The sequence below is a fragment of the Rhizobium sp. YTU87027 genome (assembly GCF_050644135.1).
Lineage (GTDB): Bacteria > Pseudomonadota > Alphaproteobacteria > Rhizobiales > Rhizobiaceae > Rhizobium.
The window spans coordinates 231,067-252,637 of record NZ_CP098440.1 but is presented as its reverse complement, the minus strand read 5'-3'; the positions used below and the strand labels follow the sequence as shown (position 1 = coordinate 252,637).

At 59.3% G+C, this 21,571-nt stretch carries 27 protein-coding genes and 2 tRNA genes; 10 read left to right on the top strand and 19 right to left on the bottom strand.

Translation table 11 applies throughout. From position 1 onward, the window contains the following. The first annotated feature begins 214 nt into the window (after nucleotides 1-214). Nucleotides 215-421: a hypothetical protein gene (locus NBG89_RS01275; RefSeq protein ID WP_431321377.1), complete on the top strand. Its 207-nt coding sequence runs from the start codon at nucleotides 215-217 to the stop codon at nucleotides 419-421. A 103-nt stretch (nucleotides 422-524) separates the two neighbouring features. On the opposite strand, the gene NBG89_RS01270 is transcribed toward NBG89_RS01275, so the two are convergent. Next, complete coding sequence (locus tag NBG89_RS01270; RefSeq protein WP_431321376.1) at nucleotides 525-929, bottom strand: hypothetical protein; 405 nt, start codon at nucleotides 927-929, stop codon at nucleotides 525-527. Nucleotides 930-1,173: 244 nt separating this feature from the next. Here NBG89_RS01270 and NBG89_RS01265 point away from each other — a divergent pair, with 244 nt between their 5' ends. Further along, a complete protein-coding gene (locus NBG89_RS01265) occupies nucleotides 1,174-1,407 on the top strand; it encodes a hypothetical protein (RefSeq protein ID WP_431321375.1) in 234 nt (77 codons plus the stop codon). Nucleotides 1,408-1,688: 281 nt separating this feature from the next. Here NBG89_RS01265 and NBG89_RS01260 read toward each other — a convergent pair. The 10 genes from NBG89_RS01260 to NBG89_RS01215 all read right to left on the bottom strand — a co-directional run bounded on the left by NBG89_RS01260 (nucleotide 1,689) and on the right by NBG89_RS01215 (nucleotide 7,626). Beyond that, nucleotides 1,689-1,764, bottom strand: a tRNA-Phe gene (locus tag NBG89_RS01260). A 183-nt stretch (nucleotides 1,765-1,947) separates the two neighbouring features. After that, nucleotides 1,948-2,157, bottom strand: coding sequence for a DNA gyrase inhibitor YacG (gene yacG / locus NBG89_RS01255; RefSeq protein ID WP_431321374.1), 210 nt, complete (start codon nucleotides 2,155-2,157; stop codon nucleotides 1,948-1,950). An 18-nt stretch (nucleotides 2,158-2,175) separates the two neighbouring features. Beyond that, nucleotides 2,176-2,796: a Maf-like protein gene (locus tag NBG89_RS01250; RefSeq protein ID WP_088691340.1), complete on the bottom strand. Its 621-nt coding sequence runs from the start codon at nucleotides 2,794-2,796 to the stop codon at nucleotides 2,176-2,178. Nucleotides 2,797-2,849: 53 nt separating this feature from the next. Then, nucleotides 2,850-3,068 carry a translation initiation factor IF-1 gene (gene infA, locus NBG89_RS01245; protein ID WP_003545338.1) on the bottom strand — a complete coding sequence of 73 codons (219 nt, stop codon included), beginning with the start codon at nucleotides 3,066-3,068 and terminating at the stop codon, nucleotides 2,850-2,852. Between the two features lie 119 nt (nucleotides 3,069-3,187). Then, on the bottom strand, nucleotides 3,188-3,664 hold the full coding sequence (locus tag NBG89_RS01240; RefSeq protein WP_088691339.1) for a low molecular weight phosphatase family protein: 477 nt from the start codon (nucleotides 3,662-3,664) through the stop codon (nucleotides 3,188-3,190). Between the two features lie 5 nt (nucleotides 3,665-3,669). After that, complete coding sequence (locus NBG89_RS01235; protein WP_007529989.1) at nucleotides 3,670-4,143, bottom strand: UPF0262 family protein; 474 nt, start codon at nucleotides 4,141-4,143, stop codon at nucleotides 3,670-3,672. 3 nt (nucleotides 4,144-4,146) lie between these two features. After that, the gene (gene hisD, locus NBG89_RS01230) at nucleotides 4,147-5,445 is read right to left on the bottom strand and encodes a histidinol dehydrogenase (RefSeq protein ID WP_431321373.1); all 1,299 of its coding nucleotides are present in this window, start codon (nucleotides 5,443-5,445) and stop codon (nucleotides 4,147-4,149) included. 37 nt (nucleotides 5,446-5,482) lie between these two features. Beyond that, nucleotides 5,483-5,920 (bottom strand): DUF2948 family protein, encoded by a 438-nt coding sequence (locus NBG89_RS01225; RefSeq protein WP_431321372.1) that lies wholly within the window; start codon nucleotides 5,918-5,920, stop codon nucleotides 5,483-5,485. Between the two features lie 115 nt (nucleotides 5,921-6,035). After that, entirely contained in the window at nucleotides 6,036-7,328 is a 1,293-nt protein-coding gene (gene murA, locus NBG89_RS01220; RefSeq protein ID WP_088691336.1) for a UDP-N-acetylglucosamine 1-carboxyvinyltransferase, read from the bottom strand. 103 nt (nucleotides 7,329-7,431) lie between these two features. Continuing rightward, nucleotides 7,432-7,626, bottom strand: coding sequence for a hypothetical protein (locus tag NBG89_RS01215; RefSeq protein WP_088691335.1), 195 nt, complete (start codon nucleotides 7,624-7,626; stop codon nucleotides 7,432-7,434). 152 nt (nucleotides 7,627-7,778) lie between these two features. Between NBG89_RS01215 and NBG89_RS01210 the strand changes: the two genes are divergently transcribed. The 3 genes from NBG89_RS01210 to NBG89_RS01200 all read left to right on the top strand — a co-directional run bounded on the left by NBG89_RS01210 (nucleotide 7,779) and on the right by NBG89_RS01200 (nucleotide 9,209). Next, nucleotides 7,779-7,853, top strand: a tRNA-Thr gene (locus NBG89_RS01210). Between the two features lie 88 nt (nucleotides 7,854-7,941). Further along, nucleotides 7,942-8,820: a capsular polysaccharide synthesis protein gene (locus NBG89_RS01205; RefSeq protein ID WP_431321371.1), complete on the top strand. Its 879-nt coding sequence runs from the start codon at nucleotides 7,942-7,944 to the stop codon at nucleotides 8,818-8,820. A 92-nt stretch (nucleotides 8,821-8,912) separates the two neighbouring features. After that, complete coding sequence (locus NBG89_RS01200; protein WP_431321370.1) at nucleotides 8,913-9,209, top strand: hypothetical protein; 297 nt, start codon at nucleotides 8,913-8,915, stop codon at nucleotides 9,207-9,209. Between the two features lie 57 nt (nucleotides 9,210-9,266). Here NBG89_RS01200 and NBG89_RS01195 read toward each other — a convergent pair whose 3' ends face one another. Next, entirely contained in the window at nucleotides 9,267-9,515 is a 249-nt protein-coding gene (locus tag NBG89_RS01195) for a hypothetical protein (RefSeq protein ID WP_088691332.1), read from the bottom strand. A 300-nt stretch (nucleotides 9,516-9,815) separates the two neighbouring features. On the opposite strand from NBG89_RS01195, the gene NBG89_RS01190 reads away from it, so the two are divergent. Next, nucleotides 9,816-10,058, top strand: coding sequence for a DUF982 domain-containing protein (locus tag NBG89_RS01190; RefSeq protein ID WP_431321369.1), 243 nt, complete (start codon nucleotides 9,816-9,818; stop codon nucleotides 10,056-10,058). 221 nt (nucleotides 10,059-10,279) lie between these two features. Here the strand turns inward: NBG89_RS01190 and NBG89_RS01185 are convergent, their stop codons facing one another. Then, nucleotides 10,280-11,428, bottom strand: a complete 1,149-nt coding sequence (locus NBG89_RS01185) for an acyltransferase family protein (protein ID WP_431321368.1) — start codon at nucleotides 11,426-11,428, stop codon at nucleotides 10,280-10,282. A gap of 154 nt (nucleotides 11,429-11,582) precedes the next feature. After that, nucleotides 11,583-11,840 (bottom strand): hypothetical protein, encoded by a 258-nt coding sequence (locus NBG89_RS01180; RefSeq protein ID WP_088703949.1) that lies wholly within the window; start codon nucleotides 11,838-11,840, stop codon nucleotides 11,583-11,585. A gap of 615 nt (nucleotides 11,841-12,455) precedes the next feature. On the opposite strand from NBG89_RS01180, the gene NBG89_RS01175 reads away from it, so the two are divergent. Together NBG89_RS01175 and NBG89_RS01170 are read left to right on the top strand one after the other, a co-directional pair. Further along, complete coding sequence (locus NBG89_RS01175) at nucleotides 12,456-12,734, top strand: hypothetical protein (RefSeq protein WP_224560443.1); 279 nt, start codon at nucleotides 12,456-12,458, stop codon at nucleotides 12,732-12,734. A gap of 81 nt (nucleotides 12,735-12,815) precedes the next feature. Next, nucleotides 12,816-14,876: an ATP-dependent helicase gene (locus tag NBG89_RS01170; RefSeq protein ID WP_431321367.1), complete on the top strand. Its 2,061-nt coding sequence runs from the start codon at nucleotides 12,816-12,818 to the stop codon at nucleotides 14,874-14,876. A 3-nt stretch (nucleotides 14,877-14,879) separates the two neighbouring features. Here NBG89_RS01170 and NBG89_RS01165 read toward each other — a convergent pair whose 3' ends face one another. The 3 genes from NBG89_RS01165 to NBG89_RS01155 form a co-directional block, all read right to left on the bottom strand. Continuing rightward, nucleotides 14,880-15,944, bottom strand: coding sequence for an enoyl-CoA hydratase/isomerase family protein (locus NBG89_RS01165; protein ID WP_431321366.1), 1,065 nt, complete (start codon nucleotides 15,942-15,944; stop codon nucleotides 14,880-14,882). Nucleotides 15,945-16,089: 145 nt separating this feature from the next. Continuing rightward, the gene (gene galE, locus NBG89_RS01160; RefSeq protein WP_431321365.1) at nucleotides 16,090-17,124 is read right to left on the bottom strand and encodes a UDP-glucose 4-epimerase GalE; all 1,035 of its coding nucleotides are present in this window, start codon (nucleotides 17,122-17,124) and stop codon (nucleotides 16,090-16,092) included. A gap of 212 nt (nucleotides 17,125-17,336) precedes the next feature. Next, on the bottom strand, nucleotides 17,337-17,822 hold the full coding sequence (locus tag NBG89_RS01155; RefSeq protein ID WP_431321364.1) for a hypothetical protein: 486 nt from the start codon (nucleotides 17,820-17,822) through the stop codon (nucleotides 17,337-17,339). A gap of 107 nt (nucleotides 17,823-17,929) precedes the next feature. Here NBG89_RS01155 and cax point away from each other — a divergent pair, with 107 nt between their 5' ends. Then, on the top strand, nucleotides 17,930-19,075 hold the full coding sequence (gene cax, locus NBG89_RS01150) for a calcium/proton exchanger (RefSeq protein WP_431321363.1): 1,146 nt from the start codon (nucleotides 17,930-17,932) through the stop codon (nucleotides 19,073-19,075). Nucleotides 19,076-19,240: 165 nt separating this feature from the next. Next, nucleotides 19,241-19,555 (top strand): potassium channel family protein, encoded by a 315-nt coding sequence (locus NBG89_RS01145; protein ID WP_431322752.1) that lies wholly within the window; start codon nucleotides 19,241-19,243, stop codon nucleotides 19,553-19,555. Nucleotides 19,556-19,649: 94 nt separating this feature from the next. Here NBG89_RS01145 and NBG89_RS01140 read toward each other — a convergent pair whose 3' ends face one another. Together NBG89_RS01140 and NBG89_RS01135 are read right to left on the bottom strand one after the other, a co-directional pair. Further along, entirely contained in the window at nucleotides 19,650-20,858 is a 1,209-nt protein-coding gene (locus NBG89_RS01140) for a TCR/Tet family MFS transporter (protein ID WP_431321362.1), read from the bottom strand. A gap of 298 nt (nucleotides 20,859-21,156) precedes the next feature. Continuing rightward, nucleotides 21,157-21,348 carry a hypothetical protein gene (locus NBG89_RS01135; RefSeq protein WP_431321361.1) on the bottom strand — a complete coding sequence of 64 codons (192 nt, stop codon included), beginning with the start codon at nucleotides 21,346-21,348 and terminating at the stop codon, nucleotides 21,157-21,159. Nucleotides 21,349-21,571: the final 223 nt, after the last annotated feature.

Sequence of the window (21,571 nt, the reverse complement as noted above, 5' to 3'; positions counted from 1 at the left end):
AGCCTCTTCTAGATAGGCATTTTGAACCATCTGGGCAATGCGCTTCTCATCAGTAGCGGAAGGACAGCAGACCATCCCAGGTGATTCGGCGGGCCCTAATCTAACCGCTCGTCAACCTCAGTTTGCCATCCCGATTTCTGAGGATAGCCCCGCGCCAGCTTCAGGGTGCAATATAAGTATGCACTAAAACAGAAACGACTCATTGGAGTTATCCATGCGAGCACTTGCGGCTGTTCCTGTTGCACCGAGCGTCATCATCGATGCCGAGCCCTTCGGCTATGTCAGAAAAGTCTTCGTCGACGACGAAGCCTGCTGGGGTCTCTTCGATTCCGATGGCGACGTGATCTTCGTCGGCGACGTCGCCCGCGATTGCCACGACTACGCGGCCAAGGAACAGATCCGGATCCAGATCATCCATTGAACTGCCGGCCGCGCCCGAACCGGCGTGAGACCTCAAAACGGGCGCGGTCAAGCTGCCCGGCAAGCGCACAATGGCCTGCCGGACCGAAATGCAGGAAAGGCCATCAGCGATATGACGGCGCCGGCGGTGTCACCACCGCCTTCTCGCCGAAGAAGATGATGAACGCGAACAGCAACACGCCGGCCAGCGTGATGAACGATGCAATCGCCACGATCGGCTCCATGGCCGCGTTGCCCTGAAGCATGAGATAGAGCGACGGCACCATCAGCGCGATACCGGCCGTATAGACGTAGTACTGGATCATGGCGATGCGCTTCTCCGCTTTCTGGGGATTGAGCGCATGGTAACCGCCAAAGATCGCCATGGTCACCCAACCCAGGAGATTACAGTGGGCATGGGCGCCGATGACGCTATGATCGCCCGAGATCGCCATTTTCAGGCCCATGACGATACCGATGATCAGAAATAGAATAGCTGTCTTGAAGTAGAGTTGCGAGATTCGCGGCATAGAGTTCCCCCTCCGTTTGCACCCCAAGTATTATCATGGCGCAGGAGAAAGGAGAACGGCCGATACGGCGGACCGTTAGTTTCACAACACTGTCCCGTTACAATCGCCAAGGTGGATCCGCGAATCGGCGTTCTTGACCAGTGAGGCGAGCGGCACAGGCAAGAGACGACAGCAAATTTATAAGCAATTCCTTAAACTGATCTCAGTTACTCTGTATCGTCGGCTCGTTCGCGGAGAAACGGAAATGCGAGACGTCTACAAACCCTTCGTCGCCAACGACGACCCCGATCGGGACATCCGCTGCCAAGACGCGCTGCAGTTCGCCTTCCGCGATCTCGTCGCGGCATCGGCCGAGGCAGGCTGGAACGAGCAGGAAGCGCTCGAGGCCATTATCGCGCTTGCTGACGACAGCCTCAGGCGGATCGGCGCCAATGACGATGCCCACACGCTGCTGGATATGCTGCGCAAGATGGCTTAGGTCGGCGATCGGCAGCATATCCTGTCGATCTGAGATCAAAGTCGCGTCGCTGAATAGCGATCAAGCATCTTCTCCCACGACGAGTGTCATGGATGGCCTAGCCCCTAGATATCAAGCGCGGACTTGTGGATAGGCGCTCCATCGGCCAAACGAAAAGGCCCTAACAAACGTCGGGGCGCATTCGAGTTCAGTTCGCCTCCAAGGCGAAAATCAACTCACCCGGCAGCCATATAGGGCCTATCGGCAAGGTCGAAACGCAAAATCAGATGCGAATTTTGGAGTGGTGCCCAGAGCCGGAATCGAACCAGCGACACGCGGATTTTCAATCCGCTGCTCTACCAACTGAGCTATCTGGGCTAACCCGCTTCGTGGACATTCTTTCCTGCGAAAGAACCGAGGGCCTTGGTTCGCCCCGGAAGCGAGCGGGGTTATAGCATCTTGTCCGGACATGGCAAGCGCCAAATGACAGTTTTTTGAGAAGCCGTGGAATTTTCCAAATTCATCAACGAATTTAATGGGTTCACTCGTGGAAAAACCGACTTACTTCTCGTCCTCGCGGTCCGCCTTCGCTTCGTCGTCGGCAACGGGAATGGCGTAGGAGCCGGACAGCCAGCGCGAAAGATCGAGCTCGCGGCAGCGGTTCGAGCAGAACGGGTATTGTTCGCGCTGGGAGGGCTTGCCGCATTCCGGGCACGGCCGCGTCTTGCGCAGCGGTTCGACCTTGGCGGCTGTTTTCTTTTCGTCAGACATCAGCGGTCCCTTCGAGGATCAGCCCTCGGGCCACCGGCTATGCACGTCGAAGCCTTCGCCGGCCAGCAGAAGGATGGTTTCATAAAGCGGCAGACCGACGACATTGGTGTAGGAACCAACCATCTTCTGCACAAAACTGCCGGCCAGACCCTGGATGCCATAGGCGCCGGCCTTGCCACGCCACTGCCCTGACGCAAGGTAGTTCTCGATCTCGAAACCGGAGAGGCGCTTGAAGCGAACCTTGGTCTCGACGATCTTCTGGCGGATCTTGCGATCGGGCGTCACCAGGCAGACGCCGGTATAGACCCAGTGGCTACGGCCGGAAAGCAGATGCAGCGAGGCCGACGCCTCGTCCGCGAACTCGGCCTTCCCGAGAATGCGGCGCCCCACAGCGACCACGGTGTCGGCAGACAGAATGTAGCTGCCCTTCCACATCATGTCGCCCTTGATGGCGGCAAGTGCTGCCTCGGCCTTTTCCGTCGACAGGCGCCGGGCGAGCGAGCGCGGGTGCTCGGACTTCTTCGGTGTCTCGTCGATATCCATAGGCATGAGACGCGACGGCTCGATCCCTGCCTGATTGAGCAGATCGACGCGGCGGGGCGAGCCGGAAGCCAGAATGAGCTTGTATTTCAGCGTCATGGAACCTCGACCACCGGAAGACGGAGAAAGGAGCCTTTCGAGCCCTGCAAGCCCTACTTGAAGCGGTAGGTGATGCGGCCCTTGGTCAGGTCGTAGGGGGTCATTTCAACGAGAACCTTGTCGCCAGCTAGAACGCGGATGCGGTTCTTGCGCATGCGGCCAGCCGTGTGAGCGATGATCTCGTGTTCGTTTTCGAGCTTCACGCGGAACGTCGCGTTCGGCAAAAGCTCAGTCACAATACCCGGAAATTCGAGGACTTCTTCTTTAGGCATATAGTGGTTTTCTTCCTGTCGGTTGAGATGACGGCAAATAGCCGCCCCAAATTTTGCGCGGAAACTACACAATCAGCGGAGGTTTGTGAACCTAATTGATCGCGTTTCCGTCATTTGTTTCATGCCGATTGCGCGGCGATGCCGTTTCTCCTGACCAGCCGGCTCTCGATGAGTTCGGTCAGGTGATCGCGAACCTCCCGGTAGCTGTCCAGAATCTGCTCTCGCGTGCCTTGGACGACGGTCGGATCCATCGTCGGCCAGTAGACGACTTCGATGGCGTTTGACCGGGTCAGTTCCAGCGCGGCATGGTGTGCCTGCGGCGAGAGCGAGATGATCAGGTCGAAGTAGTCGTCCTCGAGTTCTTCCAGCGTGTGCGGATGATGCCGGCCGAGAGAAAGGCCGATCTCCTCCAGCGCGACGTCGACGAAGGGATCCCGCTCCCCGGCCCGGACGCCTGCGGACCTGACGTAGACATTCGCCGGGAGCATGCTGCGGGCGATCACTTCGGCCATCGGGGAGCGAATGGCATTCATGCCGCACATGAACAGGATGGCGCCCGGTCTTGCTCCCTCGCCTGCTTCGACCAGCGTTTCCATCGGCGTCAGCCGCGCCAGTAAAGCACGCAGACCAGCGTGAACAGCCGGCGCGCGGTATCGAAATCGACCTCGATCTTGCCGTTCAGACGGTCCCTCAGCGTCTGTGATCCCTCATTGTGAATGCCGCGCCGCCCCATGTCGATCGCCTCGATGCGGCTGGGCGAGGCCGAGCGGATGGCCTCGTAGTAGCTTTCGCAGATCAGGAAATAATCCTTCACGATGCGGCGAAACGGCGTCAACGACAGGATGTGGGTCGCCACCGCACCGCCGTCCTCCGTCGTGATTGCGAAAACCAGCTTGGAATCGACCAGCGAGATGTTCAGCCGGTACGGACCACCGGGATGGCCGATCGGCGTGAAGCTGTTTTCCTCAACAAGATCGAAAATGGCGACCGCGCGCTCATGCTCGACGTCGGGCGTCGCTCGGCCGATGGTGTCGTCAAGGACGACGTCGCAAAGCCGAAAGTCGCCCGCTGCCATCTGTCACCCTTCCAGGTTCAGGCGGATCGCAACCGATCGCGCATGCGCGTCGAGTCCTTCGGAAACGGCAAGCGCGATGGCGGCAGGGCCGAGCGTGCGAAGCTGTTCGGGGCCGAGACGCAGGATCGAGGTGCGCTTGACGAAATCGAGTACGGAAAGACCAGAGGAGAACCGGGCCGAGCGGGCCGTCGGCAAGACGTGGTTCGAGCCGCCGACGTAGTCACCGATCACCTCAGGCGTATGGGCGCCGAGGAAGATCGCGCCGGCATTGCGAATCCGCGGTAGCAGCGCGTCCGGATCGGCAACGGCAAGCTCCAGATGTTCGGGCGCGATCCGGTTTGCCAGCGAAATGACGTCCTTCAGCGACTTCACGAGAATGATCGCCCCAAAATCGCGCCAGCTCGCGGCAGCGGTTTCGGCACGATTGAGTGTCTTCAGCTGTCGCTCGACGGCAGCCTCCACCGCCTTGGCGAGCTCGGCATCATCCGTCGCCAGGATCGCCTGCGCGCTTGCATCGTGCTCGGCCTGCGCGAGCAGATCGGCGGCGATCCAATCCGGGTTGTTGTCCTTGTCGGCGATGACAAGCACTTCCGAGGGACCTGCGATCATGTCGATGCCGACGGTGCCGAAGACCTGGCGCTTGGCGGCGGCAACATAGGCATTGCCCGGACCGGTGATCTTGGCGACAGGCGCGATCGTCTCGGTGCCGTAGGCAAGGGCTGCGATCGCCTGCGCGCCGCCGAGGCGATAGATTTCGGTGACGCCCGCAAGCTTGGCGGCGGCGAGAACGGCTGGATTGACCGCGCCGCCGGTTGCGGGAACGGCAATGACGATGCGGTCGACGCCGGCAACCTTCGCCGGCACGGCATTCATCAGTACCGAGCTCGGATAGCTCGCCGTACCGCCCGGCACATAGAGCCCGACCGCCTCGATCGCCGTCCACCGGGAGCCGAGGCCGACACCCATGTCGTCTTCGTAAATATCGTCCCTCGGCAACTGGCGGCGATGATGCGATTCGATACGCACGGCGGCGACCTTCAACGCGCCCAGAACTTCGGCCGGAACCGCTTCGACGGCGGCGTCGATCTCAGCCTCGCTCACGCGCATCGGCGTCACGGCGAAATCGATCCCGTCGAATTTCTTCGAATATTCGGCAAGCGCCACGTCACCGCGCCTCCTGACATCGTCAATGATGGCGCGAACTGCGTTGTTCACATCCTCGGAGACCTCGCGCTTGGTTGTCAGGAAGGCGGCAAACCGTTGTTCGAAGCCCTCCGATGCCTGATCCAGCCAGATTGCCAATGCGATGTTCCTCTTTAGATACTCTAAGAACCAGATCTCACGCGCCGGGATGACGCGGCTTGGATGCGGTTTCCCACGCCCCGCCGATATCCGCAAGCTGAACCTCGATACATTCGACATCCAGCGCAATCGTTGCGGTGCCTGACAACGCCAATTCAACCGTCCCCTCGGGCCCTTCGCCCTTCTGCTCGAAGCGAATGGCCAAAAGGGACAAGACGTCGTCGCGGTTCTGGCGGTCGACACCGGTCGAGCGCACCGCAAGCACGCGCTTGAAGACGACAGCAGCGCGGCGGCGCTCGAAACCCTTGCGCTTCTTGCCGGCTTCCTCCCACACGAAGCGGTTGACGGCAACCGAGAACTGACCCTCGCGTGGCGACCAGGCGATATCGGCGACCTTGAAGACGCTATCCTGCAAATGCGCGGAGACGACGGCAAGATCTTCGTTATCGAGCGCAACGAGCCTCAGATCGGTCATTCAGGCAAAACCCCATCGCCAATGCATCGCCGGAATGGCGATGCGTCTGACAACGGACATAAGGCGCGACAGAAGAATGCGCAACCGTGACAAAGGGCGTGTGACGCCCTTTTAGTTACTCGCTGACGCGCTCGACGATGGCGCCGCAGCGGGTGAGCTTTTCTTCCAACCGCTCGAAGCCGCGATCGAGGTGATAGACGCGGGACACCATCGTCTCGCCTTCGGCAGCAAGGCCGGCGATGACGAGCGAAACGGACGCACGCAGGTCGGTCGCCATAACAGGCGCACCCTTCAGCCGCGGAACGCCCTCGATCTTCGCCGTCTGGCCCGACAGCGAGATCTTCGCGCCAAGACGCGCCAGTTCCTGCACGTGCATGAAGCGGTTTTCGAAAATCGTCTCGGTGACATGCGAGATGCCGGTCGAGCGCGTCATCAGCGCCATGAATTGCGCCTGCAGGTCGGTCGGGAAGCCCGGGAATGGATCGGTGACGATATCCACCGGCTTGATGCCGACGCCGTTGCGGCGGATGCGCATGCCGTTATTGGTCGGCGAGATCTCGGCACCCGAGCGGCGCAGCGTTTCGAGCGCCGTGTCGAGGAGTGCGACATCCGTGTTCTCGAGCGTGACATCGCCGCCGGCCATGGCGACGGCCATGGCGTAGGTGCCGGTCTCGATGCGATCGGGCAGAACGCGATGGCGCGCGCCGGAGAGCGAGGTAACGCCCTCGATCGTGATCGTGCTGGTGCCGGCGCCGGAGATCTTGGCGCCCATGGCGATAAGGCAGTTGGCGAGATCAACGACCTCAGGCTCGCGGGCAGCATTGCCGATCACGGTGGTGCCGCGCGCAAGCGTCGCCGCCATCATCATGACGTGGGTCGCACCTACCGATACTTTCGGGAAAGTGTAGCGGGCGCCGATCAGGCCGCCTTGCGGCGCCGTCGCGTTGATATAGCCGCCGTCGATCTCGAGGTTTGCACCGAGCGCGGTCAGGCCATCGAGGAAGAGGTCGACCGGACGCGTGCCGATGGCGCAGCCGCCCGGCAGCGAGACGCGGCACTGGCCTTCGCGAGCGAGCAGCGGACCGATGACCCAGAAGGAGGCGCGCATCTTGGACACCAACTCGTAAGGAGCGGTGGTATCGACAATGGTGCGGCAGGTGAAGTGGATGGTGCGCGAATAGGCGTCTTCCTGACGCTCGCGGCGGCCGTTGACGGCAACGTCGACGCCATGATTGCCGAGGATACGCATCAGGAGCTCGACATCGGCCAGATGCGGCACGTTTTCGAGCGTCAGTGTATCGCTGGTAAGCAGCGAGGCGATCATCAGCGGCAGGGCGGCATTCTTGGCGCCGGAAATCGGAATGATGCCGTTAAGCTCATTACCGCCGACAATTCTAATACGATCCATGTGCGCTTACGGGCGATGCCCGCCTTTCTGAAAGGCTGTCTGAAAAAAGATGCGGGTGTTTAGACGAAATTAGCGGGAGCTTCAATTCGCCGTGAACCGAACATTACGATTCGTCCATTTTTGCGGCAGGCAGCCCATCCGTCTCGTCCGCCTGCCCGGATCGGCGCGCCCGGGTCTGCTGTTTGCGGCGGGACAAATTTTCTCGGAGCTTTTCGGCGGCGCGCTCGCGGCGCAGTTTCGCCTGGCGTTCGATCTCCGCCTTGCGGCTGTGCTGGCCTTTTTCGGTATTCTCGGTCATGCCGCAGGCTTACCTGAATTTGCGCCAATTCAAAAGTGGCCCGACCTCAATCTCTACAAAGATGGAAATTGCGGCTTGCGCTTATCATGAAGCTGTGGCAATAGGCCCCCCGTTCACGCAATGCAGCCGGTTCGGTTGCGCGTCTGGTCCTTGCTGCCGTAGCTCAGTGGTAGAGCACACCCTTGGTAAGGGTGAGGTCGGTGGTTCAATCCCACTCGGCAGCACCAGTTTTCCATTAAAGAAATCAAGAAATTGAGAGCCGCTTTTTTGTCTTCGATGGGCAACTTGCCCCCGCAAGATACACGAGGATCATCCATGCTTTTGTTTGATGCATTTCTGATCTGGAAAAAGGTAACCCATTCGATACGGCGCAGCCTCATCGGAAAGAAGAGGTTCCATTCAGAAAATGCTCGCTACGGGTTCGAGACGATGCCTAAGAAAGTGCCACGCGTCGTATGGATGTATTGGGACAAGCCGCTGGATCAAGCGCCGCCAATCGTCCGCTACGCTGTGGATTCCTGGATCAAGAAAAATCCATCCTGGAATGTGAATGTCCTGAGCGATGCAAACGTGGCCGAATTCGTCAGCGTGCCGCCTCATAAACCCGGTCGCAAAATTCAGTGGAGAGCAGATCTAATTAGGGTTGCCCTCCTAAGGGATCATGGCGGAGTTTGGGTGGACGCGACGACTTTCTGCGTCAAACCGTTGGACGAATGGCTGCCACCTCTAATGGAAAGTGGATTCTTCGCTGTTCCGGACAGTTATCCAGGTCGGACAATGGGGATTTCCTTTCTGGCTGCGGAGCCGCAAAATTACCTCGTATGCAAGTGGTTCCGGTTGATGGTGAAATACTACTCAAAGCCCGGCAAGCTCCTGCATTACTTTTGGGTCATGTATCTTTTTGAGTACATTATAAGGACCGACCGCAGAGCACTCGCTATTTGGAAAGCTACCCCGAAGCTCTCATCGAAGGGTCCGATTCTTCTAAAGCGCATCCTCACGCAGCCGGATCTGTTGGAGCCTGTTCCGGACAACGTCGATACGACAGCGATTCCGTGGCTGAAGATCAGCTCTGATACCAAGCTTAGCAACAAAGAGGTCTTGTCCGCCCTCGAAAGCAATACCGATATTGACCTCCGGAAGGTCGCCGAAAGCGCGCTTCAAAATCGGCAGCGCGGAGGCCACGCATCATAACTGCACCTCGGTCCGGAGCCCTAACGCCCTGAGATTTCAGTTGAAACGCTCTGCGAGTGCTGCTTAGTTGCCAGCAACCAGGAGGACGTATCATGCGAAATGTGGTTCTAGCGGCTGTGCTTTTGCTGTCGTCCGCATCCTTTGCCGGCGCTGTCACCCAGATCAACGCCCGCGATCATACATGCGGCGAGATCGCGCAAATCATTCGCCAGGAGAAGAAGGTGTTCGTGCGCGTCGGCATCGGTGGCCGCAGCTTCCGTTATCCGCCGGCTCGCTGCGGGCCGGGCGACAAGCGTGACACGACCAACCTGCGCGATGCCGAGGGAAAGCAGTGCCTGCTCGATTACGCCTGCGTCTACGATCCGGAATCGCTTTATAACTTCCGGTAGGTTCGTTGCGCGGAACCGCAGGTCGTTGGCTCGAAGACGAACGGCCTCAGCGTGATGTCAGGCGTCGAAGTGCCAGTCCTTCGTCGGACGACATGACAGATAATCGGATGCATCGAGATCCTGGATCATCTGCCTCAACGTTCGGACCGTCTCCTCAAATGCCGCAAGCTTCGCATCGGTGACGTCCACTTTGCTGCCGGTGGCGTCGTTGACCTCGAGCCATCGATATTCACCACGTCGCATGGATACGACCAGAGACACATATTTCTGGCATTCCGCGTTCAGCACATGCTTGAGGTCCTGCATCTCCGATCTCCAACGCTGACAGGGGGCGGCTTACGTTGAGGCTTGATGGTTGCACAAAGCGCAACATTCGGCCAGTTAAAAGTGCAAGCAGCCGGTCTGCCGCCGCTCGAAGGGAGACAACGCCTTGCGGTGCAAAAGATCGTTAGACCCGGACGCCACGAATACAGCGGTCGACCCGCACCAGTTTTCCCATTTGCGGGGCCTGAAAATATCGCTAAAATACCTTCAGCATGAGACCTTCTGGAGGAACAAGGAGGCTGATGCGCATGTTTTTGGCCTAAGCAATAGAGGAGCACGCCGATGGCCGCAGAGAGATGGAATGATCCTATCCACGTGGGATTTGAAAATACGGGCGCGCGCACCATCCTCGGTCCCCTGGACGCGCTGAAATACCTGGCAGACCTTTGGCCGAGTGCTCGCGGATTGCGTTATCTGAAGGCAAGAAGCACATGCAGAGCCGCTCTCGATGGCCGCAAGACGGTTGAGGAGGCCCGCGCTGAGTTCGTCGCGGCTGCAGAGGAAGCGAAGCTGAAGCTCCATTGATCAGCTTCATCCGCCGATCCGCACAGATTTGACAACCTGTCTCAGAATAGGGCGATAGTTTATTTTTGGTTAACCCTTGGCGGCACTTGCTGTTATCAGCACGACAAAGCTGATTGCCATTCAGGCACGTCCCTTAATAGAACATCGGCAGCCATCATGATGATGGTCAGAGGCTCGTCACCCTCTGCGAAAGCAACGAGCCTCGATTGCAATAAGCCGCCTCACGCCGGCTTTAGACGCCCTCTCCCGATCCTGTCCAACACTTTGCGCCCGAGCTTCTGGCCCGGCCCTTCGATACGCGTGAAACCGAGGTAAGCCAACGCATAGGCTAGCGGCAGAAGGGCGGCCACGACGATCGCGAAACGTACCGGCGCGGAAATCTCAGCCCCGAAATGCCTGATGATGAACGCAGCGATCGGCTGCAGCAGCAGCAAATGGATCAGGTAGACGCCGAACGAAAGTTCGCCGAGCCAATGACAGAAGCGATTTCCCATGACGGAAGAGACACGGTCGCCGAGCCGTCCGATGAGGCCAGGCAACAGGTGATAGTGCACCAGCGCGAAGAAGCCGATCACGAGAAGCACGCGGATGGCGACCTTCGTCGAGGTCATGTCCCCGCCAATCGGAATCATCACCAGAATGACGGCAAGCAAGCCGTTCATGATCGTTTGCCGCTGCGACACGAACAAGCCGTTGGCGATCAGCATGCCGCACAGGAAGACGTGCATCTTCAGCGGCAGGAAAGACGGCATAGGAAAATCGACATGCGCGGCCTGAATGGTCTTGGCGATGAGGAAGGCGGCAAGCGCAACAACGGCAGCGCCCGGCAGCCATCTGGTTCTCCGCAAAAGCAGCATCGCAAGCGGGAAGACTGCATAGAACTGCATCTCCAGCCCAAGACTCCAATCCGGCAGCGGCGTGCGGAACGCATAGGCAGGATGCAGCCCGAAGAGGAAGCTTGCATGAATGAAGAGATTGCGCAGGCTGCCATCCACATAGCGCTCCGGCAATTGCTGGCCATGCGCGAGAAAGGTGTCAATGACCATGCGGCTCTCATAGAGCTGCGGCCCTAACACCAGGGCGATGCACAGCATCACATAATAGAGCGGCGCGATGCGGAAAAAGCGCTTCAGCCAGAAGCCGAACCAGGTGGATGGCTTTTCCCAGGGATTAGCCGTCTCGCGCAGCTGATAGTGAAAAACCATCAGGAAGCCGGACAGCATAATGAAGAGGTCAACGCCCAAATCCGGCGACGAAAGGATCGGAAGGTGCCAGCCTGTCAGTTGCAGGCTATGGCCCACGAGCACCCAAAGGGCGGCCAGGCCACGCAGGCCGTCGAGGCATCCGATCCGCTTGCTCTCAATGATCATCGGGTATCCTTCTGGTTGAGGCTCAGCTTCGCGGGAAGCTAACGCAATGTGCTGCAACGCACAACGCACAACCAGAAAAGTTGATCGACCCTACCGAGGAGAGCGCGATCTTGGCTACTCTATTTCATCGAATTTCCAAGCGAAGCAGAGACGATCAACAGTGACCGTCGCTCTGCACTTCCAGGTAGCCGACGCCGATAATCGTGCCGTCAAAAGACCGAATGAAGGATGGAACATAATGCGTCGTCGGCCCGGTGCAGGACACCGAACCGGTATATTCGTTCATCGCCATCTCATCCCGCGGCAGGGCGGAATAGTCGCTCGTGATCTCCAGCGAAGCCGAAGCCGGCGTGATGAAGGTCCCTATTGCCAGCGCAAAAGCCGGCACTCCCAGTCGAAGAAGTCTTCGCATGCGCCTCTCCCGTATTTTGATTACAAGCATTAACTAATGAAAAGCGGTTTTAGTTCCAGTGGCGCCGCTACTACTTTCGCCCAGTTAACTCTTCGTATTTTCGACTAAGCTAAATTGTATGATTTTACATACTGGTAGGTGGACGCTTCTGTATGCGCAGCTACGTGCAGTATGCGCGCGCCAAAACTGATGAATTTACAGTATTATATGTGAGTAGCCCGGCTAACGTCGTAGCATCCGGCCGCAGACGTGCCCCTTACCCACCACGTCTTCAGCGACCGCAATCGCCCGCTCGATATGGCCTTTATGCCGAACGAATCCCTCGCTGCTATCGATGTCATCGGCGGCGCTGAGGGCGCTTTCCACCGAGGCGCGGGTTGATGCGACGTCGTGGCCTTGCCCGCAGGCGTCGCCGTGACCTTCCGTCGTCTGAAAATCGAAGCACCATGATCGCCTCCGAATGGCAAAACCAGTCGCTGACTAACGCCGGAGGGGAGGTTTAGTTGCGCCGCATCAATCTATACTTGGACGAACCTCACATAGGCCAGCAAGCACTACTTGGCTTCTTGACCTAGAGGACAATATATACCCACGGTTTAGTGCGGGATTGCAACGATGAAAATTCTGCTTCCGACAATTCTATCGGTCGTGATGCTATCGGGCTGCACCACGGACAGCTCGACCGAGGTACAGCCGATCCCGGGCAGCATCACCTATGGCGGGCAGCCGCGCACAAAGTTGACGAAATCCCCACCCGGCAGTGTCATCTACAATTCCTTCTACGACTCGACCGGCAGCAGGGTTAAGGAAACCTATATCCTCCAGCCGGATCGCACCCTAAAGCTGACCCGACGTGTTATCGTACCCGATTTCCCCTCACGAAACGGTTCTTGACAGCGGCGTCCTTCGAGAACATTCAAGGAACGTCGAATATTTCCGCGGTGCGATTCTCCGCCGAAGCAACCGGACGGCTGAATGTATCTTGAAAAGCTCAATCCCCAGCAGCGCGCGGCCGTAGAATACGGCACGCTCACTGACGGCACACACGTTGCCGGACCACTGCTTGTCATCGCCGGGGCCGGTTCGGGCAAGACGAACACCCTCGCGCACCGTGTTGCGCACCTGATCGTCAAGGGCGCCGATCCACGCCGAATCCTGCTGATGACGTTTTCCCGTCGCGCGGCCGCCGAGATGGCGCGGCGTGTCGAGCGCATCTGCGCCCAGGTCCTCGGCGGCAATTCCGGCATCATGGCGGATGCCCTCGCCTGGAGCGGCACCTTTCACGGGATCGGGGCGCGGCTCCTGCGCGACTACGCGGAGCAGATCGGCATCGACCCCGCCTTCACGATCCATGATCGCGAAGACAGCGCAGATCTGATGAACCTCATCCGGCACGAGCTCGGCTTCTCGAAGATGGAGAGCCGATTTCCGACGAAAGGCACCTGTCTTGCGATCTACTCGCGCGTGGTCAATTCGGAAAGCGAACTCGGCCTCGTTGTGCGCGACGCGTTCCCGTGGTGCTCGGCCTGGGAAAATCAGCTACGGGAACTCTTCGGCGCCTATGTCGAAGCCAAGCAGAACCAGAACATTCTCGATTATGACGATCTGCTGCTCTACTGGGCGCAGATGGTCAGCGAGCCGATCATCGCGGACGATATCGGCAGCCGTTTCGACCATGTGCTGGTTGATGAATACCAGGATACGAACCGGTTGCAGGCCTCGATCCTGCTCGCATTGAAGCCCGGCGGACAAGGCCTGACTGTCGTTGGCGACGATGCGCAGTCGATCTATTCCTTTCGTGCGGCCACTGTGCGCAACATTCTCGACTTTCCGGCCGCATTCAGCCCCTCCGCAAACATCATCACGCTCGATCGCAACTACCGCTCGACGCAGCCGATCCTGGCGGCGGCGAACGCCGTCATCGATCTCGCCTCGGAGCGCTTCACCAAGAACCTCTGGACGGAGCGCCAATCGGCCCAACGTCCAAGGCTCGTCACCGTGCGCGATGAAACCGAACAGGCCCGATACGTCGCGGATAAGGTGCTGGAGAACCGCGAGGAAGGCGTGAAGCTCAAGCAGCAGTCGGTTCTTTTCCGCGCATCGCATCACAGCGGCGCGCTGGAAGTCGAGTTGACCCGCCGCAACATTCCGTTCGTGAAATTCGGCGGACTGAAGTTCCTCGACAGCGCGCATGTGAAGGACATGATGGCCGCTTTGCGCTTTGCGCAGAATCCGCGCGACCGCGTCGCCGGCTTCCGGTTGATGCAGCTGCTCCCGGGCGTCGGACCCTCGACGGCGCAGCGCGTCATCGACCAGATGGCAGCGGACTCGAGCCCGATGCAGGTGCTTGCCGAACTGCCGGCCCCTCCCCGCTCCGGAGAGGATTGGACGGCCTTCGTTTCGATGCTGCAGGAGGTCAAGACAAGCAAGGCGGGCTGGCCGGCGGAGATCGGTCTCGTTCGCGAGTGGTATTCGCCGCATCTCGAACGACTGCACGAAGACGCCTCGACTCGTCAGGCCGACCTTCTGCAGCTCGAGCAGATCGCCAGCGGTTATCCTTCCCGCGAACGCTTCCTGACGGAACTGACGCTCGACCCGCCGGATGCGACCAGTGACCAGGCCGGCGTGCCTCTGCTCGACGAGGACTATCTGATCCTGTCGACAATACATTCCGCCAAGGGACAGGAATGGACGAGAGTGTTCATGCTTAATGTCGTTGACGGCTGCATCCCGTCCGACCTTGCGGTCGGCACCAGCGCCGAGATCGAGGAAGAACGGAGACTTCTCTACGTCGCGATGACCCGCGCGAAGGACAATCTCGACCTCGTCGTGCCGCAGCGCTTCTTCACGCATGGTCAAAACGCGCAGGGCGACCGGCATGTCTACGCCTCGCGCACGCGCTTCATCCCGGCAACGCTGCTGCAGTTCTTCGAGGTGGTCGGCTGGCCGCAGGCGAGGGCCGACGGCGGTGCGTCACATCAGGCGCGGCAGGTGCGCGTCGATGTCGGAGCGCGAATGCGCGGGATGTGGCGCTGAAGATTAGAGCGCGAGCGGTGGCTCCGCCGGCCGGAAGAAAGCATCGATGGCCGCCTGGTCGACCGCTTCCGGTGCAGCCGGCATCCAGTGTGGATTGCGATCCTTGTCGATAATGGCGGCGCGGATGCCCTCGTAGAAATCCGGGCTTTTCAATATCTGCTGGCAGGCGCCGAGTTCGCGGTTCAGGCATCCGGCAAGGTTTCTGCTTTGCCGGCCCTGGCGCAGCAGACGAAGAGCAAGCTTAAGACTGGTCGGGGAGCGCGTCTCGATGATCCGCAGCGTTTCAGCGGCAAAATCGCCGGGCTCCCTTTGCAGCGCATGGATGATTTCCTCGACGGTGCCGAAATGAAAGCAACGTTCGATCAGGTCGCGGTTGCTTCTGATCGCGCTCGTCCCCGGATTGCTGGATAGGTTCTTCAGCACCGCCTCGACGTCACGCTGCGCTGCGTTTCGCGGCAATTCCGCCAGCGTGTCGACGATGTCAGGCAGCCGGAAGGAAGCGATGTGGTGATCGGCCAATCCAGCATAGATGATATCTGCTGCGTCGACCGTCAGTCCCGTCAATCCCATCCAGGTACCGGCCTCGCCTGGCGCACGCGGCAACAGCCACGTCGCCCCGACATCCGGGAAATAGCCGATCCCGGTTTCCGGCATAGCAAGCTTGGTTCGTTCGGTCACGACACGGTGGCGCCCGTGCGATGAGAGACCGACGCCACCACCCATGGTGATGCCGTCCATCAGAGCGACATAGGGCTTGGGATAGGTCGCGATACGGTGATTCAGGCGAAACTCTTCGCGCCAGAAAGTCATGGCCAGATCGGTGCCGGCGCGGCCGCTTTCGTGCAGTGCGCGAATGTCGCCGCCGGCGCAGAAGCCGCGCTCCCCTTCCCCGGATACGATCACAGTGGCGATAGTGGCGTCCGCTGCGAAGTCGTCCATTGCTGCGGCAAAGGCGCGGACCATGTCGAGTGTCAGGCTGTTCAGCGCACGCGGTCGATTGAGGCGGACGATACCGGCCGAGGCGCGCCGTTCGACAATCACCTCACTCTGCTGAACCTCATCCCGCATGCTGACCTCCTCGCTTCCATGACACCCTTCGCCGCAATTCGGGAACCTCGCTTGGAGTGAACCGGCACTGCCGCATGACGTCACCTTACCGCACTCGGCGGCATAGTCGATGGCCGCCGGCGGAGGTCGAGGATTGCATTGGGTCTCAGAACGACGCGGCGGCGAGCGCCCGGTGGAGGCTCTGTAGATCGTCGGCGTTGCGATTGAGCAGAAACTCTTCCCAGTCGAGCGCGCTTTGAACGATCGTCTCCAATGAATCGTGCGTCGGCTTCCAATCCAGAACGCGTTGGGCAAGCCGTGAGTCCGCGACAACGCTTGCGGCATCGCCCGGACGCCTTGGCGCCATGTGAACCTTGAAGGAGTGACCGTGCAGACGGGTGACCATGTTAAGCACGTCGAGGACGGAATAGCCGGTGCCGTAGCCGCAATTGGCGACCAGCGAGCCGCTTCTACGGCGTAAATGCTGAAGCGCCTTCAGATGAGCCACGGTGAGATCGCTCACATGGATGTAGTCGCGCACGCCGGTACCGTCATGAGTCGGGTAATCGATGCCGTAAACATGAACGCCGCTGCGTTTACCAAGCGCTGCCTCGCAGGCGACCTTGATCAGGTGCGTCGCGCCTGAAGTCGATTGACCGCTGCGTCCGAGCGGATCGGCGCCGGCGACGTTGAAGTAGCGCAGCGCCACATAGTCGAAGTCGTAGGCCGCCGCAGCGTCCCGCAGCATGAATTCCGTCATTAGCTTCGACTGGCCGTAAGGGTTCTCGGGATTGAGCGGCGCCGTCTCCTTGACCGGCTCGGGCGTGTTCTGTGGCCCGTAGACGGCGGCCGTGGAGGAAAAGACGAAATGGCGAATACTGGCATTGATCGCAGCGCTCAACAGCGCCCGCGTCTTGCCGGAATTGTTGTCGTAATAGGCAAGCGGATCTGCAACGGATGCGGGCACGATCGCCGAGCCGGCAAAGTGGATGATCGCTTCGATGTCGTTCTCGACGAAGATCGTCTTGAGAACCTGGCCATCGGCGACATCGCCGAGATAGAAACGCGCACGCGGAGCGACCGCCCAGCGAAAGCCAGTCGATAGATTGTCGAGGACAACGACGCCCTCCCCCGCATCCAGCAATGTCCAGACCATGTGGCTGCCGATATAGCCCGCCCCGCCCGTGACCAAAATTGCCATGTCCTGCATCTCCGCCTCATTTACGCGGGGTGCATCTGACGCGGCTTTTCCTTACAGAATCTCCTATCGAATCCGGCTTCCAGGGTTTCAGCCCGGGTAAGTTTGATGGTGTGGTTAGAGGCCGATTTCGCGCTCTGCTACAATTTTATCGATCCGCCGTTTGAGCGAGAAAGTGACCACCCATGGCCCCAAAACAGACTTCTCTGCACCGTTCATACAAGGCGTTCCAGAAACACGCGTTCATAGCTCTCGAATGGCGGGGTTTTTCCATATCTTGAATTCGCCTCGATCGCTTCAGCGTCTCTGGCAACCTCGTCGCGATACCGAAAATAGGCGGCGTCATCCGGGAAAGTGAATCGCGCAACAGCAAGCGCACGAACTTCATCCTTCCCTGCTCCTGGGAAGGTCAAGATGGCCCCAGCCGGGCCCTGACGCGAAATGAAATATCCGTCGTGCGTCCCGCCGTAACGTTCAATCAGCCTCATCCAAGTCTGCGCGTAGCTTTTGAACTCACTAATCGCATCCGAGTCGATGTAATAGCGAACCTCGCAAATGACGGGGGTGTCGGACATTGGAGCTCCTAAGGACAACACTGGACCGTTTACATGGCCTTTCGAAGAAGGCCAATCATCGAATGATGGCCGCCAGGCCCCAAAGTCGACGATGAGTCGGGCAATGACGATGGATTGTGCTTTCAATTTTGCTTCCGCAACTCGTCTCGGCGAGACGCGAAGAGTGCCGCGACATCAATCCTAAATGGTGGTACGCTTCTCCACGGGTCGCTCCGATCCCCGGAGAAAAGGGCATGGGTAATTCTGAGGAAAGGCCTTCGTCCGCGTCATCGCGCGGCGTGGGAAGGGTCATTGCGGACGAAGTCAGTCGATCTCCTGCTCTCGCGCTTATTGTTTTCGTGCCCATTGTTATTCTCCTGGAACGGATCATGCCCGATGCGCATACGCTGCTGTTCCTCGTTTCAGTGGTGGCGATTGTGCCTTTGGCCGCGCTCCTCAGCCGCGCAACCGAAGCCGTTGCCGCCAGGACCGGAGACGCTGTCGGCGGCCTGCTAAACGCCACCCTTGGGAATCTGACCGAACTTGTGATCTCGCTTGCGGCTCTTCAGGCCGGGCAATACCTATTGGTCAAGGCGTCCCTGGCAGGCGCGATCGTGACCAATACCCTATTCATGCTCGGAGGTGCATTTTTCCTTGGAGGTCTCAAGCATCACGTCCAGGAATTCAATCGCATCAACGCACGCTTTCAGGCCTGTCTTCTATTCCTTGCAACAATCGCCATTCTGGTTCCATCGTTGATTAGTGAAGTGGACCAGCCTCCTGCCCTGCATGTCTCTCAAGACCTCAGCCTGGGCTTGGCGGTTCTTCTCATCGTGGTCTATGCGCTCGGTATGCTGTTTTCATTGAGGACACACCGGGAGCTTTTCGCCAGCGTCGGCCACGCGGATGAAGACGAAAAACCTTGGCCGCTCGGGCTCAGCGTCATCCTGTTGATCGTCGTTACGCTATTGGTCGCGATGGTGAGCGAGATCTTCGTCAGTTCGGTACAAGTCGCGGCAGAGCACCTTGGAATGACACCCGCCTTCGTCGGTTTCATCGTCGTAGCCTTGGTGGGCGCAGCCGCGGAGATGACCACCGCCTTTTCGGCCGCCCGTGCAAATCGCCTCGATCTCAGCGTCGGGATCGCACTGGGCAGTGCAGCCCAGATTGCCCTCTTTGTCGCGCCGGTCCTGGTGCTCGTCAGCTATTTCGTCGGCCCAGAACCGATGACCCTTCAGTTTTGGCGGGGCGCGGTCACGATGATGATCGTTGCCACGATAGCAGCAACCCTCTTGTCCAATGGCGGGCGTGGAGCATGGTATGCCGGGGTCATGGCCCTTGCGCTCTATGCCATTTTTGCATTCACGTTGTTTGTCTTGCCTCCTGCAAATCCGTCTTGATATATGCGCAGTGAGCAACTGGCATAAGACGCCAGGTGCGTGGTCATCCGCGCCTCGGACCTCGGGCATGCGGTTCGACAGCACTGCAAGGGAGGCATGGCGACGCACCATACGAACTGAGAGGGAGAAGGCATGGCGGAAAGCTCCAGGGTTCAATCGAAGCGAATGAGACGACTGTTCTTTGCCGCGCTGTTCCAGCAGGTTCGCATATTATGGCCAGTCATCTCCGGGATTCTTGTCATCATGGTTGGCTTCGGCGTGGTCATCGGCCAGATCGAAGACTGGCGGTTCGGTGAAACGGTGTATTTCACTTTCGTCACGGGACTGACGATCGGCTACGGCGATCTTGCACCGAAGCATACCTTGGCGCGGATACTGGCGTTGGTGATCGGCTTTTCCGGCATCGTCCTGACTGGCCTCGTCGCCGCCGTCAGCGTGAAAGCACTCGACGCGGCGGATCGTGCAAACCGCACAGACTGACGCCTCCCCCACCAGTCGTGGTGTCGGCTTCGGCGGTCTGTGAGACTTCCGCGGCCGGTAAATCTTATCGACGCGCCGCCTCGCTGCACCATCTTCAGAAGCCGACGCTCTCGATTGCCGAGGCTGCCGCCGGTGTCTTGAGGCGCAAGCCGAGAACCATCGGCACACTGATCGCGTAAACGACGATGACCGATAGCCAGATGGCACCGGGCCATTGCTCTTTGACGACGAAGTAGAGGCTCGAGAAAGCCAGCGGCCCCACGATCGACGCCAGACTCACCGCCGATGCCAGCACGCCCTGGAACTGGCCTTGCTGGCTCTCGTCGACCTGCCGGGTCGCCAGGGATTGCAAAGCCGGCACGCCAATGCCGCCGAGGGCAAAGACCGGCATGATCGCGAAGATCATCCAGCTCTGGGTCGCGAAAGCCATGACGGTCAGTGCAATGCAGACGCCGGCAACGCCCGTCAGAACGGCGCTGCGCTCGCCGAGCAGTTTCACGGTTGGCCCCGGGAGGAACGCCTGGGCGAGCGTCTGGCAGACGCCGAAGGTGCCGAGTGAAAGGCCAATCCAAAGCCCGTTCCACTGGAATGCGTCGCTGCTCCAGAGGGCCCAGCATGTGCCGTAGGCCTCCCCGGTGGCGCTGAAGACGAAAAAGATGAAGATGATGGGCAGCACACTCTTCACCGAAAACACAAAGCGCAGCGGTCGAAGGGGATTGAGTGCGCTCAAGTCGATCTTCTCGCGGGTCGGCGTGCGTGACTCCGGCAGCACCAAGAACGCCAACAGGAGATTGCAGGCGTTCAGCACCGCCGCCGCGATGAACGGCAGCCGCAGCCAATGGTCGCCAAGGGCGCCGCCGAGGACAGGACCAATGATGAAGCCGATTCCGAACATGGCGTTGAACAAGCCGAAGCGACGTGCGCGCATGTGCTCAGGAGAAATGTCGGTGATGTAGGCGGTAGCCACGGATATGTTGGCGCTTGTCAGGCCCGCGATCGCGCGGCCGAGCAGCAGCATCCCGAGATTGGATGCAACCGCCAGGAACGAGTAGTTGATGGCTGCGCCTGCGAGGGAAATCAGCAGCACCGGTCGACGGCCGAGCCTATCGCTGAGAGCGCCAAGCACCGGCGCAAAAATGAACTGCATGACCGCGTAGAGAGCGGTCATGGTGCCTATGTAGGGCGCCACGTCATTGGAATGGGTGACCTCCTGCAGCAACGAAGGCAGAATCGGAAAGATGAGGCCGATGCCGACGGCATCGAGGACAATGGAGGCAAAGATGACTATGAGTGGTCTGTTCATGGGCGTGTTCCGATCGACGCAAGCATGCAGCGTCGCCCGCCTGAGGCTTGCGGTGGTTGGGCCTGACGCGATGTCAAGCATTGCTTGTTGGAAAACGCTGGCCGAACCATGCCTCAAAGCGCATGGCTGGCGTGTACTCGGCCACCTGGACGACTATTCGTCCACCTGTTTACTCCGCCGTTGACGGATCAAGGGAAGCGGCCGCTTTGCGCGATAATCGCCAGTTACACTCGACGATCGCGGGCGACAAGTCATTTTTTGGCCATGACCGCTGATCGGCCACCACCATCTTCTGACTTTAACGGCGTCGAAGGAATTCCGTCAGGTCTTCCCACAGGATCGCTATCCCAATGGCGAACAATCCACCGGGAACCAGGAAATACAGGATTCTGACGGGATTGACGGTAAAGTACAGCAGGTACAGGAGGCCATAGACTCCTGAGATGACGAGAACCGTTCCCAAAACGAGGGAAATTATCTTCCTGACCAAGACGCACCCCCTCGCTAAACCTCTAAGGGAATTGCTACACCATCCATACCTAACCTGTATAGCCGGCGCGGTGGCCGTCAAAGGGACTGGTTGCTGCTCTCGGGGTGTCACATGACAGCACTTGGCTCGAGAAAGGTGGCAAGCTTCTGCTGTAGGCCAAAGAAGCTACGGGGGGCAGCAACGACACCGCGTTTAGTTGCGTTGTTTGTCAAATTGCTTCAAT

Excerpts from the sequence above, each read along its gene's own strand:
- NBG89_RS01275 (WP_431321377.1), top strand. The coding sequence starts at position 215 with ATGCGAGCACTTGCGGCTGTTCCTGTTGCACCGAGCGTCATCATCGAT.
- NBG89_RS01270 (WP_431321376.1), bottom strand. The coding sequence starts at position 929 with ATGCCGCGAATCTCGCAACTCTACTTCAAGACAGCTATTCTATTTCTG.
- NBG89_RS01265 (WP_431321375.1), top strand. The coding sequence starts at position 1,174 with ATGCGAGACGTCTACAAACCCTTCGTCGCCAACGACGACCCCGATCGG.
- yacG (WP_431321374.1), bottom strand. The coding sequence starts at position 2,157 with ATGTCTGACGAAAAGAAAACAGCCGCCAAGGTCGAACCGCTGCGCAAG.
- NBG89_RS01250 (WP_088691340.1), bottom strand. The coding sequence starts at position 2,796 with ATGACGCTGAAATACAAGCTCATTCTGGCTTCCGGCTCGCCCCGCCGC.
- infA (WP_003545338.1), bottom strand. The coding sequence starts at position 3,068 with ATGCCTAAAGAAGAAGTCCTCGAATTTCCGGGTATTGTGACTGAGCTT.
- NBG89_RS01240 (WP_088691339.1), bottom strand. The coding sequence starts at position 3,664 with ATGGAAACGCTGGTCGAAGCAGGCGAGGGAGCAAGACCGGGCGCCATC.
- NBG89_RS01235 (WP_007529989.1), bottom strand. The coding sequence starts at position 4,143 with ATGGCAGCGGGCGACTTTCGGCTTTGCGACGTCGTCCTTGACGACACC.
- NBG89_RS01225 (WP_431321372.1), bottom strand. The coding sequence starts at position 5,920 with ATGACCGATCTGAGGCTCGTTGCGCTCGATAACGAAGATCTTGCCGTC.
- murA (WP_088691336.1), bottom strand. The coding sequence starts at position 7,328 with ATGGATCGTATTAGAATTGTCGGCGGTAATGAGCTTAACGGCATCATT.
- NBG89_RS01215 (WP_088691335.1), bottom strand. The coding sequence starts at position 7,626 with ATGACCGAGAATACCGAAAAAGGCCAGCACAGCCGCAAGGCGGAGATC.
- NBG89_RS01205 (WP_431321371.1), top strand. The coding sequence starts at position 7,942 with ATGCTTTTGTTTGATGCATTTCTGATCTGGAAAAAGGTAACCCATTCG.
- NBG89_RS01200 (WP_431321370.1), top strand. The coding sequence starts at position 8,913 with ATGCGAAATGTGGTTCTAGCGGCTGTGCTTTTGCTGTCGTCCGCATCC.
- NBG89_RS01195 (WP_088691332.1), bottom strand. The coding sequence starts at position 9,515 with ATGCAGGACCTCAAGCATGTGCTGAACGCGGAATGCCAGAAATATGTG.
- NBG89_RS01190 (WP_431321369.1), top strand. The coding sequence starts at position 9,816 with ATGGCCGCAGAGAGATGGAATGATCCTATCCACGTGGGATTTGAAAAT.
- NBG89_RS01185 (WP_431321368.1), bottom strand. The coding sequence starts at position 11,428 with ATGATCATTGAGAGCAAGCGGATCGGATGCCTCGACGGCCTGCGTGGC.
- NBG89_RS01180 (WP_088703949.1), bottom strand. The coding sequence starts at position 11,840 with ATGCGAAGACTTCTTCGACTGGGAGTGCCGGCTTTTGCGCTGGCAATA.
- NBG89_RS01175 (WP_224560443.1), top strand. The coding sequence starts at position 12,456 with ATGAAAATTCTGCTTCCGACAATTCTATCGGTCGTGATGCTATCGGGC.
- NBG89_RS01170 (WP_431321367.1), top strand. The coding sequence starts at position 12,816 with ATGTATCTTGAAAAGCTCAATCCCCAGCAGCGCGCGGCCGTAGAATAC.
- NBG89_RS01165 (WP_431321366.1), bottom strand. The coding sequence starts at position 15,944 with ATGCGGGATGAGGTTCAGCAGAGTGAGGTGATTGTCGAACGGCGCGCC.
- galE (WP_431321365.1), bottom strand. The coding sequence starts at position 17,124 with ATGGCAATTTTGGTCACGGGCGGGGCGGGCTATATCGGCAGCCACATG.
- cax (WP_431321363.1), top strand. The coding sequence starts at position 17,930 with ATGGGTAATTCTGAGGAAAGGCCTTCGTCCGCGTCATCGCGCGGCGTG.
- NBG89_RS01145 (WP_431322752.1), top strand. The coding sequence starts at position 19,241 with ATGAGACGACTGTTCTTTGCCGCGCTGTTCCAGCAGGTTCGCATATTA.
- NBG89_RS01140 (WP_431321362.1), bottom strand. The coding sequence starts at position 20,858 with ATGAACAGACCACTCATAGTCATCTTTGCCTCCATTGTCCTCGATGCC.